The sequence below is a fragment of the Pseudomonas sp. PK-RTE-24 genome (assembly GCF_054052265.1).
The window spans coordinates 2392983-2405384 of the sequence record NZ_CM133224.1 but is presented as its reverse complement, the minus strand read 5'-3'; the positions used below and the strand labels follow the sequence as shown (position 1 = coordinate 2405384).

Genomic DNA, 12402 nt, shown 5'->3' with positions numbered 1-12402 from the left:
CGAGCCTGCTCGCGAAGGCGGTCTACCAGCCTCTGACTAAATACGGCCCCCAGGCGCATACGGCGCCGGATCAATAATCGGCGCCCGCCCCAGCATCACGTCAGCAAACAACTGACACGACGCCGGCGCCAACACCAGCCCGTTGCGGTAATGCCCGCAGTTCAGCCACAACCCCTCGAACCCCGGCACCCGGCCAATAAAGGGAACCCCTTCCGGCGACCCCGGCCGCAGCCCGGCCCAGTGCCCGACCACCTCAGCATCCGCCAACGCCGGCAGCAATTCGATTGCCGAGGCCTTGAGGCTTTGCAGCGCTATGTCGGTCGGGGTCTTGTCGTAACCTTCGTGCTCCAGCGTGCTGCCGATCAGAATGTGACCGTCGCGACGCGGGATCGCATAACGCCCCTTGGCCAGCACCATGCTCGGCAGGAAATCAGCCGCGCACTTGTAGAGAATCATCTGGCCTTTGACCGGCTCGACCGGCAGCGTCAGGCTCAGCGTCTTGAGCAGATCACCGCTCCACGCCCCCGCTGTCAGCACAATCTGGTCGCCGCTGATCACCCCGGTGGAGGTTTGCACGCCAACCACGCGCTCACCCTCGCGGACGAAGCCACTGACTTCGCATTGCTCATGAATCGTCACATTCGGCAGCCCGAGCAACGCGGCCTTCAGCGATTTGACCAGCCGTGGATTGCGCACATTGGCGACATCGGCCATGTAGATCGCTCGGCTGAAACCGCTGCCGAGCACCGGCACCGCGTCATGTGCCGCCGAGATATCCACAGCCCGCAGCGGCCGATTTTCCCGCGCGGCCCAGGCCAGGGCTGCGGCTTCATCGTCCAGATCCAGCCAATACAGACCAGTGGTGTGCACCTCAGGATCAACCCCAGTGTCGGCAAACAAGCGTTCGCCGAGCTGTGGATAAAAATCCTGCGACCAATGCGCCAGCGCGGTGACTGCCGGACTGTAGCGCCACGGGTATAACGGCGAGACGATGCCGCCGCCAGCCCAGGACGATTCCTGGCCGACATTCGAGCGATCCAGCAGCACCACGCTGCGCACTTCGGAGGCGAGATTGTAGGCAGTGAGCAGGCCAATCACCCCGCCGCCGACAATCACTACTTGCTGTTGCCTGGTCATGTTTGATCCAACCGTAAAAAAGACAGTGGGCGCAAAAGGCGCCCGAAAAAGAATGCGTCAGCGGCCCCAGCAATCCTTGGCGGTCACACCGGTAGTCGCGTTGTTCATGCTTCGCACGCCGGTGTTGGTCAGAGTGAAATCCCCGCATTTGTCGGTGGCCATGGCCGAGCCGGTTTTACGCACCGCGGTCAGCACAAAGGTCTGGTCGGTCAGCGTCGGGGTGATGGTGTAGAAATCATTGCCCGGGCTCAGCCCGGTGACGCCGGTGTAGACATTGTTGCGGGTGTAGAAGCGTTCGAGGGTCTGCGCCTGCTCCGAGAGCAGCGAGACCACTTCGGCGCGACGGCCCTTCTTCACGTATTCGTTGTAGCTGGGGATACTGATGGTGAGGATGATCCCGATAATCGCGATGACGATCATGATCTCGATCAGGGTAAAACCTCGGCTGGTTCTGCGCATGCCTCAAATTCTCGCTTACTGGATTTGTCGCCACATGATACGACGGCTGCCGCCGCCACCTTTTTCCACAACGGTGGTGATGACGCCACTGGTCTCGGTCACGACCTTTCCCGTACCACCCGCGGAAATAACGTTAAGGGTCGGAATGCCACCGGTGAATACCACGCCACTTGATATCGTGTCAGTGCCATCGACCAAACGGTCACCGTTGGTGTCGATCACGGCGTAGTTGAGCATCTTACCGTTGAACGCATCGAGTTCGACCAGTCGGCCCGTACCAAAACTCGAACAAGGGTCGGTGGTATCGACGCTGGCAGTGGTGAAAACAACTCGCCCCAATACAATACTGGCCTGATTGATCACGCGTTCACCGGTCAGCACGTTGTTATACGCCAGCGGCAGATACCACCCTTTCTCTGCCGGATACGTCGTTTCATTCTGGCTGGTGGTCAGAAACTGCCCGGAACTGCCGGAGAACGAGCCGGTAATCGCCTGTGCCTGCAAGCTGCTAACGGTGATTTGCCCTGAGCCTCCTTCCGCATCCCAGATCGAATAGAACGCCTGCAGATCCTTGTTGGTCTTGTCGGCAGTCTCGTTGAACTTGCCGGTGCCAAAGAACACCTGCTTGCCGCCCTGCGGATTATCCGCCAGCAGCGGTTGCGCGGTGATCGGCTGCGTTGCCCCGCCCGGGGCGGTGAACAATGGCTTGCCGGCAAACGCCACGCCCCAGCTTTCTGCCCCGGGTGCGCTCAAGTCGAATTTCCACATACGCCCCTTCAGGTCACCAGCGTAGGCAGCCTGCACTACGTTCGAGGAATTGACCCTGAGTTTTACCGAAGACAGACCGTTAGTGGTTTCCGTGCTGTCGATGACGATTTTCCTGATCAGCGAACCATCCAGCGCATCCAGCACATACAACGCTGCAACCCCCGAATTGCTGCCGTAACCATTGGCGATGAATGTCGCCCAGCGACCATTGGCCAAGCGTGCGACTTCCGGACGGGCGTAGGCGTAACCCAGATCATTGAAAGCATTCGACGCATTGGCCGTAGCCGGCGCACTGACTTCCCACAGTGCCTTGATCACGTTGCCTGCCGAGGCATCGAACAGTTGCAGTCCGTAGAAGGTTTTACCACCGGCCCCCGTTCCGCCAATGGCCAGCGTTCTCCAGGTGGTGCCGGCCTGCGCATCGAACACGCCGACCTGACCGTCCACGAGAAACTTGTGGCTGACGCCGTTGACGTAATTGGTATCCGCAATCAGCCGCAACGAAGGCAGCACGCTGGAGGGCATGTAGGCATAACGGCGGGTGCCGTTCGCCGAATTGATCACGTTGACGAAACCGTCGTTGGCGTTCACCACCAGACTGGCATTCATGTTCGCAGCCTTGGTGGTCAGGTAGTTGGTGTAACTGCTGTCACCCGTCAGATCGGATGCGGTCTTGTCCGAAGGCGACGCGAGCACCAGCGGCGAATTGATGATGTCGCCCAGCAGCGCAGTGCGCACTTTGAGCCCGGCCCTGTTGGTCCCTTTGCTCCACTCCACCAGATCATTACCGTTGATTCCGGCGGGCAACCCCTGATTCAGCGTAGTCTGCTGCGCCGGGGAAAAGTTGAGGAGTGCCAGGGCAATAGGCGTGTTGCTCAAGGTGTTCCATGACTGGAAAGTCGGCGCTGTGGCAGAGGGCACGATGGTGGTGTCGGTCGACCATTGCGCCGCCGAGGTATTTACCGTGCCGGTCGAGGTAAAGCCGAACGACCTGATCGTGCCCCGCCAATCCTTGGGATCGTAAGTGGTCTGGTAAAAACTGCTGCCACTGCTCAAGGTGCTGCTGCTGGCGACGCCGGCACCACCGGAGCCGGCCTTGGAAGTGATATCGCTCAATGCCGACGATAACGCCGCATTGAGCCCGGAGCTGTCGGTCGCCTGGTAGTACCTGCCCTGCCCGTAACTGGCGGCGTCGGACAACATGTCGTTATCCGCCGCGAAACCCACGGTGTAGGTGTTCATGTTCTGCCGGGGAAAATCCACCGCGTTCCAGCTCTTGCCTGCTGCGTCAGTACCGGTCGAACGCATGTCGATGTCGAAGGCGAATTTGGCGATGTCATCCAGATAAAGCGTGTCGCCTTCACCGTCACCGTTGAGGTTGTCGCCATCGTTATTCACGCCATCCCAGTTCGGTAGCCGGCTGCCTCCCAGCGGATCGTTGGTCGGGAAGGTACGGTCATAGGTTGGCAAGCCATCGGTAATCACCACGCCGTAGTTTTTCTGGCAGCGGTATTGAATCGGACTGGTATAGCTCGCCGGTGTGCCGTTGTAGTAAGGCGCCAAGCCACGCATGTAGCGCGTGACTTCGTAGTAGCTCTCGGCCAACGGAGTGTTGGCCACGGCGTTCAAGCCGTTGATCGATGAAATCAGCGCGTTGTAGTTGGTGTCTGCCTGGGCCTGGGTGACGCTGCCCGCGACGGGTGACAAATCGGTGATCGAGCGGGCGATGAAACCGCCGTTGCCCGGGTTGCTGCTGGTCGCCGGATTGAATGTCGACAGGCCCATGCGCAAAGTGCGGTTGCTGCTCACCAGTGCGGTGGAAACGTTGCGCGCCACGTTCATCCGGTAATCGTTGGGAATCGCCCCCGTAGTGAAGTCGCGGGTGCCGGTGCTGTTGGCGAGGCTGACTATGTAGGAAATGTAATCGGCGGAATACCGAGTGCTCTCGTTGCCTACCGGGTCGGGGAGCTTGAGGCACAACGGCGCCACGCTGTTGTTGTAGAACGCATAGGCGCCTCCCGAGCACCCGGAAGTCGGCAGGCTCGATAGAAACACTGTGTCGCCAGTAATCTGCGGCGCATTGAGTGCAGAGCACAAGCCGAGGAAGGCATTGCACTGCCGGGCGGGAGTGCGGTTGACGTTCGGGTCGAATCCGGCGGCGTAGATGATGCTGTTCATACTCCCCGAGTCATCGATCAGCAGCATCACGTTGGGCGCCACCGCAGCCGCGCTCAGCAATGGCGAATCGGAAGGCGTGAAAGCCCAGGCCGGTGCCGCCAGGTAGCAACTCAGCAGCATGCCGATCAGCAGCGACAGGCCGCGCTCAATACTTCGCATAGACACTCTCCACCACGCTACGCGAATTGCCGGCGATGCCGACCGCAGTGACTCGATACAACGTCGCCGAAGTGTTACTCGGCACGTTCACCGCCGTCAGGGTCGTGCCGATGTTCTGCACGCCATAAAAGCCATTACCGGCGGCGATCCAGGTCACCCCGGAGGTCGAATTGAAGCCGGCCGAGCTGACCACTGACGACTCCGCCGGCGGCAGACATTGGGTCGTGCCGCTGCACACCGCCAACGAGTAACTGTCCAGCTGCACCGCACTTTCGCCGATACGCAACGCCGCTTCCGCAGCCTGAAACGATTGATTGCGCAGGCTTACGCTGCCGGCCATTTTCTCTTGCAGGTTGGCGCTCTGCATCGAGGACAAACCGATCAATGTGAGCAACAGCAGAAACACCAGGCTCACCAACAGGACCATGCCGCGCTGGGCCTGACGTTGTTGCAAGGAAATCCTCATCGCCGCCCCCTCATGGCAAGCGGTTGCGCAATGCCGCAACCACGTTGAAGGTTTGATTGCGCACCCGATTGTTCGGGTCGGTGAGGGTCAGGCTCAGGCGCACGCTGCGGATGCGCGCCGGATCGCCGGGGTTGCTGCTGTACGTTGAAGCTGCGACGTCGGTCGCGGAGCTGGCCAGACCGAATGTGACGTTGAAGGCGCTGACGTTGTTCACCAGCACTTGCTGCGCCGGATTGCCGCTGCCAGTGCCCATGAGGATCTGGTTATTGCTGAAGCTGTAGATCAGGCGCCGGATCGGGAACGCGATCTGCCCCGTGGTCGGGCTGCGCAATCCGCTGTAGGCGACCGCGCTGTTGCGACAATCGGAAATCACCGTCCAGGTCGGCGTTCCCCCGCCGCTGCCGACATCGGCGGTGACCATGGTCAGCTTGAGACTGGCGTTATCCCAGTTGATCGGGATGAGTTGCGCGGTGTTGAAATCCCCTGCAGAACTGGAGTCGACGATGGTGCCGAGGCAGCCGAACATGCCGACCATACGGATTTCCTGAATCATTTTGCTGAGAACGAAGCGCGCATCTTCCTGCATCGCTGCGGCGCTGTTCTGACTGACGTAAGTGTTTTTTGCGGCGATGAAAATCTGTACCACGCCGAGCACGACGATCAGCCCCAAAGCCAGGGCAATCAGCAGCTCAATCAGGCCGAAACCACGGCTGGCGTACTTCATGGTGTGGCCACCGGATCGACCGCCGCCCGGCTGCTCAGCACGAAACTGCGCTGTGCACTGGCAGCGTTCGCCGCGCGCGCATCGCTCCAGGTAATGGTGATGGTGTAGACCCGCTGATTGAGGGTGATGCTGCCCGTCGCGGTCGGGCCGCCGAAGTTGGCGATGTTGGTGGTGAAATCGTAGAGATCCTGATCCCGCGCATTACTCAGATTGCCCGAGGTCGGTGGCGTGACGGTGTAGTTGGCGCCGGAATTGGCGCGGATGCGATCCATCATGTCATAGGCGATGAAACTGGCCTGACTGGTCATCCGCGAACTGTCGGTGTACTTCAGCGCATTGAGCTGCACCGCCGCTGCGCCCAACAGCCCGACGGTAAGAATCAGCAACGCGACCAGCACTTCGATCAGCGTCATGCCCTCCTGTGCGTTTTTGCTCCCTGCCCTCATCCGCAATTTCCACCCAATTGAATGCGTCCGTTCAAACACACGTTCAGCGTCCTGCTTTGCGTGCCCAGCGTGTAACCGATGACCACCGCCGTCGACGGTGCCGCCAGACCGCCGAGATTGTTGAAATCCAGTGCGGTCACTCCTGAGGGTAGCGTCAGAGTCGCGCCACTGCTCATTGCTGGAACAACCCGCAACACATTGGCCGGATTGCCAGTACTGTCGTAGACCGCCAGCTCACCGGTCCAGACACTGCCGCCAGCGGTCGGACGCAGACGTGTCGTGACGCCGCGGTTGATTGCCTCGAGGCGAGCGAAATTGATTGCCCGCTGCAAGTCGCCGACTTCGGTATCTGCCTTGCTGCTCTGGATCGTACGGGTAAAGGCCGGCACCGCCAGCGTGATCAGTATCAGGAACACCGCAATGGCGACCAGCAACTCGACCAGCGTGAAACCTTTTGTACGAAGATCCATCGGTGCCCTCCGTTGCCGTCGGCTATACCTGCTTTTACACGCTAGAACATTCGCTCGGCACGCGCCGACTGATTTGCCCTGCGCGGCGCACGGATTGCGCTGCTCATACCATTCCACGGAGGGATTTTTCATGCCGCAACACGGTTTCAGCCTGATTGAACTGCTTATGGGACTGGCGATTGGCGCAATTGTTCTGCTGCTGGTCAGCCCGGCGTTCGCCGCGCTCAAGCAAGCGACTCAGCGCGACCACGCAGCGCAGTCGCTGCTCGAGGGTATCCGCCATGCTCGCACCCTGGCTATGACCCACAATCAAAGTGTGGTGATCCATGGCATTGACGGCGACTGGAGTCAGGGTTGGCGAATCATTCTGGATCTTAGCGGCAAAGGGCCGGAGGACAGCAGCAATCCGCTGCTGGTTGAACGCGCCAGTGAGGCGAAGGTGGCGATTGTCGGCAATTGGTGGGTGAGCCGCTACGTGCGGTTCAGTCATCTGGGACAGCCGCTGATGCCGGGACGGCGATTTCAGGCGGGGACAATACACATCTGCTCGCCGCGCGAACCGGTCAGCCAGCGGCAGATCGTGCTGGCGGCGACCGGTCGCGTGCGCCTGGGCAGTCAGGAGACCGAACAGGCGCTGTGCGACAAAGGCAGAAGCGTCAGATCGAACGGACGCGCAGCTCTTTCGGCATCGAGAACGTGATGTTCTCCTCACGGCCAGCCAGCTCGTCGGCACCGGTCGCGCCCCAGGCCTGCAATTGCTGGATCACGCCCCGGACCAGCACTTCCGGTGCGGACGCGCCAGCGGTAATGCCAATACGCTCGACGCCGTCGAACCAGCTCTGTTGCAGGTCCTCGGCACCGTCGATCAGGTAGGCCGGAGTCGCCATACGCTCAGCCAGTTCACGCAGACGGTTGGAGTTGGAACTGTTCGGGCTGCCGACCACCAGCACCACGTCGCACTCGTCGGCCAGTTGCTTGACGGCGTCCTGGCGGTTTTGTGTGGCGTAGCAGATGTCATCCTTGCGCGGACCACCGATGGCCGGGAAGCGCGTGCGCAGGGCATCGATAACGCGACTGGTGTCGTCCATCGACAAGGTTGTCTGGGTGACGAAGGCGAGTCTTTCCGGATCGCGTACCTGCAATGCGGCCACGTCCTTTTCGTCTTCGACGAGGTAGATCGCGCCGCCGTTGCTGGCATCGTACTGGCCCATGGTGCCTTCGACTTCCGGGTGACCGGCGTGGCCGATCAGGATGCACTCGCGACCGTCGCGGCTGTATTTGGCGACTTCGATGTGCACCTTGGTCACCAGCGGGCAGGTTGCATCGAAGACTTTCAGGCCACGACCTGCAGCTTCGTTGCGCACGGCTTGGGAAACACCGTGGGCGCTGAAGATGACGATCACGTCATCGGGTACCTGATCGAGCTCTTCGACGAAAATCGCGCCACGGCTGCGCAGGTCTTCGACGACGAACTTGTTGTGCACCACTTCATGACGCACATAGATCGGCGGCCCGAAGACTTCCAGGGCGCGGTTGACGATTTCGATCGCCCGGTCCACACCGGCGCAGAAGCCACGGGGGTTGGCGAGTTTGATTTGCATGCTGTGCCTCGTGTCTTGCGCGCGAAAACAATGGAAAACAGACTGTGGAGACCTGCTTGTTGTGGCGAGGGGAATCATCCCCGCTCGGCTGCGTAGCAGTCGCAGACCTTCAACGGACTTATCTCAGAATCCGTTGACTGGTCTGGGGGCGCTTCGCACCCCAGCGGGGATGAATCCCCTCGCCACAGAAGCTCACTCCTGCATTTTTAGATCGCTTTGACGGAAATGATTTCCACGTCAAAGGTCAGCGTCTTGCCCGCCAGCGGGTGGTTGAAGTCGACGGTCACTTGCGTGTCATCGAATTCCTTCACCACTCCTGGCAATTCAGTATTGGCCGCATCGTTGAAGATCACCAGCAGACCCGGCGACAACTCCATGTCGTTGAACTGCGAACGCGGGATGGTCTGCACGTTCTGCGGGTTTGGCTGTCCGAAAGCGTTTTCCGGCTCAACGGTCACTGTGCGCCTGTCGCCGGCCTTGAAGCCAAACAGTGCGGCTTCGAAACCCGGCAGCAGGTTGCCATCGCCGACCTTGAAGGTCGCCGGGGCCTTGTCGAAGGTACTGTCGACGGTGTCACCGTTTTCCAGGCGCAAGGCAAAGTGCAGGGTGACTTCGGTGTTCTGGCCGATGCGTTGCTCAGTCGATTGCGGTTCAGTCATGAGCAGCCTCTTCGGTTTTCTTCGATTTGAACATGTCCAGTGCCAGCATGATCGCGCCAACGGTGATCGCGCTGTCGGCAATGTTGAACGCCGGGAAATACCAGCGGTTCTGCCAGTGCACCAGAATGAAGTCGATCACATGGCCCAGGGCAATGCGGTCATACAGGTTGCCCAGCGCGCCACCCAGCACCAGTGCCAGGGCGACGGCCAGCCAAGTGTCGTTGCGACCCAAACGCTTGAGCCAGACCACCAGCACCGCACTGACGACAATGGCGATCAGCGCAAACAGCCAGCGCTGCCAGCCCGAGCTGTCGGCGAGGAAGCTGAAAGCAGCGCCAGTGTTGTAGGCCAGCGTCCAGCTGAACAGATCGGGAATGATCACGATCTGCTGGAACATTTCGAGCTTGGCTTCGAAGTAGAACTTGCTGGCCTGGTCAATGACCAGGACCAGCAGGCTCAACCACAGCCAGCTCAGCCGTCCGAAACGGCCAATGGCATCAGGCATAGTGACGAACCTCGCCAGCACCGCTGATGTTGTCGACGCAACGCCCGCAGATTTCCGGATGCTCCGGGTTCACGCCGACGTCTTCGCGGCAATGCCAGCACCGCGCGCATTTCGGGAACGCCGATTTGACGATCTTCAGTTTCAGACCGCTGACTTCGGTGGCCACTGCATCGGCCGGAGCCTGAACGAATGGTGCAACGCTGGCAGTCGAGGTGATCAGGACAAAGCGCAGCTCGTTGCTCAGCTTGGCCAGGTCGGCGCTCAGCGCCTCTTCGGCAAACAGCGTCACTTCGGCCTGCAGGTTGCCACCGACGGCTTTCGCCGCACGCTGGATTTCCATCTCTTTGTTGACCGCGACTTTCACTTCCATGATGCGATCCCAGTAGGCGCGACCCAGCTCGAAGCCTTCCGGCAGCTCGGTCAGGCCTTCGTACCAGGTGTTGAGCATGACCGACTCGTTACGCTCGCCCGGCAGGTATTGCCACAGCTCGTCAGCAGTGAAGGCGAGGATCGGCGCGATCCAGCGCACCAGCGCTTCAGAGATGTGGAACAGCGCGGTCTGGCACGAGCGACGGGCCTTGCTGTCGGCACCGGTGGTGTACTGGCGGTCCTTGATGATGTCGAGGTAGAAACCGCCCAGCTCCTGCACGCAGAAGTTGTGGATCTTCGAGTACACGTTCCAGAAACGATATTCGCCGTAATGCTCTTGCAACTCGCGTTGCAGCAACAGCGTGCGATCCACCGCCCAGCGATCCAGCGCCAGCATGTCTTCTGCCGGCAGCAGATCGGTGGCCGGATTGAAACCGGTCAGGTTGGAAAGCAGGAAGCGCGCGGTGTTACGGATACGACGATAGGCATCGGCGCTGCGGGTCAGGATCTGATCCGACACAGCGATTTCGCCAGAGTAGTCGGTCGACGCGACCCAAAGACGCATGATGTCGGCGCCCAGCGTATCGTTGATCTTCTTCGGCTCAATCACGTTTTTCAGCGACTTGGACATCTTGCGGCCGGACTCGTCGACGGTGAAGCCGTGCGTCAGCAGTTCGCGGTACGGTGCGTGGTTGTCGATGGCGCAACCGGTCAGCAACGAGGAGTGGAACCAGCCACGGTGCTGGTCGGAACCTTCCAGGTACAGGTCGGCACGCGGGCCGCTCTCGTGGCCCATCGGGTGCGATCCGCGCAGGACGTGCCAGTGCGTGGTGCCGGAGTCGAACCAGACGTCGAGGGTGTCGCTGATCTTGTCGTATTGCGGCGCTTCATCGCCCAGCAGTTCGGCGGCGTCGAGTTTGAACCAGGCTTCGATGCCTTCGACTTCAACGCGTTTGGCGACTTCTTCCATCAGCTCGACGGTACGTGGGTGCAGCTCGCCGCTTTCCTTGTTGAGGAAGAACGGGATCGGCACGCCCCAGTTGCGCTGACGCGAGATGCACCAGTCCGGACGATTGGCGATCATCGAGTGCAGGCGCGCCTGGCCCCAGGCCGGAACGAACTTGGTGTCTTCGATGGCTTTGAGCGAGCGCACGCGCAGGGTGTCGCCGCTGGTTGGCTCCTTGTCCATGCCGATGAACCACTGCGCGGTGGCGCGGTAGATCAGCGGAGTCTTGTGGCGCCAGCAGTGCATGTAGCTGTGTTCGATGACGGTGGTGTGCATCAGCGCACCGACTTCGGTCAGTTTTTCGACGATGGCCGGGTTGGCCTTCCAGATGAACTGGCCGCCGAAGAATTCCAGCGACGGCACGTACACGCCGTTGCTCTGTACCGGGTTGAGGATGTCGTCGTTGACCATGCCGTATTTCTTGCAGGTCACGAAGTCGTCCACGCCATAGGCCGGGGCGGAGTGAACCACGCCGGTGCCTGCGCCCAGTTCAACGTAGTCAGCCAGGTACACCGGCGACAGACGATCGTAGAACGGGTGACGGAAGTTGATCAGCTCCAGCTCTTTACCGGTGGTGGTGGCGACGACCGAACCTTCCACGCCATAGCGTGCCAGGCAGGCTTCGACCAGCTCTTCCGCCAGCACCAGCAGCTTGTCGCCGATATCGACCAGGGCGTAGTTGAATTCCGGGTGCACGTTCAGCGCCTGGTTGGCCGGGATGGTCCACGGGGTGGTGGTCCAGATCACGATCGCAGCAGGTTTGCTCAGCGAGGCCAGACCGAAGGCCGCAGCCAGTTTGGCCTCGTCAGCGATCGGGAACGCAACGTCGATGGTCGAGGACTTCTTGTTCTCGTACTCGACTTCCGCTTCAGCCAGAGCCGAACCGCAATCGAAGCACCAGTTCACTGGCTTGAGGCCCTTGAAGACAAAACCACCCTTGACGATTTCGGCGAGGGCGCGGATCTCACCGGCTTCGTTCTTGAAGTCCATGGTCTTGTACGGGTTGGCGAAGTCGCCCAGCACGCCGAGACGGATGAACTCGGACTTCTGCCCTTCGATCTGCTCGGTGGCGTAGGCACGGCACAGCTCGCGGGTCTTATCCGCGCCGAGGTTCTTGCCGTGGGTCACTTCCACCTTGTGCTCGATCGGCAGGCCGTGGCAGTCCCAGCCCGGGACGTACGGCGCGTCGAAACCCGACAGGGTTTTCGAGCGGATGATCATGTCCTTGAGAATCTTGTTCAGTGCGTGACCGATGTGGATCGTGCCGTTGGCGTACGGAGGGCCGTCGTGCAGGACGAACTTCGGACGATCCTTGCCAATCTCGCGCAACTTTCCGTACAGGCCAATACTGTCCCAGCGCTGCAGGATCTGCGGTTCGCGCTGTGGCAGGCCGGCCTTCATTGGGAAGGCGGTGTCCGGAAGGTTTAGCGTGGCTTTATAGTCGGTCATTTAAGG

General features: G+C 60.6%; 12 protein-coding genes. 1 reads left to right on the top strand and 11 read right to left on the bottom strand.

The window, feature by feature from the left end; genetic code table 11:
* Window positions 1–36 precede the first annotated feature (36 nt).
* Genes thiO through ACV8MC_RS10735 form a run of 7 tightly spaced genes read right to left on the bottom strand, consistent with a single transcriptional unit; the run spans window position 37 to window position 6807 of the window.
* On the bottom strand, window positions 37–1137 hold the full coding sequence (gene thiO / locus ACV8MC_RS10765) for a glycine oxidase ThiO (RefSeq protein ID WP_457265247.1): 1101 nt from the start codon (window positions 1135–1137) through the stop codon (window positions 37–39).
* A 57-nt stretch (window positions 1138–1194) separates the two neighbouring features.
* Window positions 1195–1596: a type IV pilin protein gene (locus tag ACV8MC_RS10760; RefSeq protein ID WP_095181842.1), complete on the bottom strand. Its 402-nt coding sequence runs from the start codon at window positions 1594–1596 to the stop codon at window positions 1195–1197.
* A 15-nt stretch (window positions 1597–1611) separates the two neighbouring features.
* A complete protein-coding gene (locus ACV8MC_RS10755; protein ID WP_457265245.1) occupies window positions 1612–4701 on the bottom strand; it encodes a pilus assembly protein in 3090 nt (1029 codons plus the stop codon).
* Window positions 4688–5167 (bottom strand): pilus assembly PilX family protein, encoded by a 480-nt coding sequence (locus ACV8MC_RS10750; RefSeq protein WP_095181844.1) that lies wholly within the window; start codon window positions 5165–5167, stop codon window positions 4688–4690. Before ACV8MC_RS10750 ends, ACV8MC_RS10755 begins: the two co-directional genes overlap by 14 nt.
* Before the next feature lie 10 nt (window positions 5168–5177).
* Window positions 5178–5891: a PilW family protein gene (locus ACV8MC_RS10745; protein ID WP_056790483.1), complete on the bottom strand. Its 714-nt coding sequence runs from the start codon at window positions 5889–5891 to the stop codon at window positions 5178–5180.
* On the bottom strand, window positions 5888–6337 hold the full coding sequence (gene pilV, locus ACV8MC_RS10740) for a type IV pilus modification protein PilV (RefSeq protein ID WP_071173641.1): 450 nt from the start codon (window positions 6335–6337) through the stop codon (window positions 5888–5890). Before pilV ends, ACV8MC_RS10745 begins: the two co-directional genes overlap by 4 nt.
* The gene (locus ACV8MC_RS10735; protein WP_041477800.1) at window positions 6334–6807 is read right to left on the bottom strand and encodes a GspH/FimT family pseudopilin; all 474 of its coding nucleotides are present in this window, start codon (window positions 6805–6807) and stop codon (window positions 6334–6336) included. Before ACV8MC_RS10735 ends, pilV begins: the two co-directional genes overlap by 4 nt.
* Window positions 6808–6937: 130 nt before the next feature.
* Between ACV8MC_RS10735 and ACV8MC_RS10730 the strand changes: the two genes are divergently transcribed.
* Window positions 6938–7507, top strand: coding sequence for a GspH/FimT family pseudopilin (locus ACV8MC_RS10730; protein WP_056790489.1), 570 nt, complete (start codon window positions 6938–6940; stop codon window positions 7505–7507).
* Here ACV8MC_RS10730 and ispH read toward each other — a convergent pair.
* The 4 genes from ispH to ileS all read right to left on the bottom strand — a co-directional run bounded on the left by ispH (window position 7464) and on the right by ileS (window position 12396).
* Complete coding sequence (gene ispH, locus ACV8MC_RS10725; RefSeq protein ID WP_016773129.1) at window positions 7464–8408, bottom strand: 4-hydroxy-3-methylbut-2-enyl diphosphate reductase; 945 nt, start codon at window positions 8406–8408, stop codon at window positions 7464–7466. The genes ACV8MC_RS10730 and ispH overlap by 44 nt on opposite strands.
* 206 nt (window positions 8409–8614) lie before the next feature.
* Window positions 8615–9067, bottom strand: a complete 453-nt coding sequence (gene fkpB, locus ACV8MC_RS10720; RefSeq protein ID WP_056790492.1) for an FKBP-type peptidyl-prolyl cis-trans isomerase — start codon at window positions 9065–9067, stop codon at window positions 8615–8617.
* On the bottom strand, window positions 9060–9572 hold the full coding sequence (gene lspA, locus ACV8MC_RS10715; protein ID WP_024014359.1) for a signal peptidase II: 513 nt from the start codon (window positions 9570–9572) through the stop codon (window positions 9060–9062). Before lspA ends, fkpB begins: the two co-directional genes overlap by 8 nt.
* Complete coding sequence (gene ileS, locus ACV8MC_RS10710) at window positions 9565–12396, bottom strand: isoleucine--tRNA ligase (RefSeq protein ID WP_095181847.1); 2832 nt, start codon at window positions 12394–12396, stop codon at window positions 9565–9567. Before ileS ends, lspA begins: the two co-directional genes overlap by 8 nt.
* Between the last annotated feature and the right edge of the window lie 6 nt (window positions 12397–12402).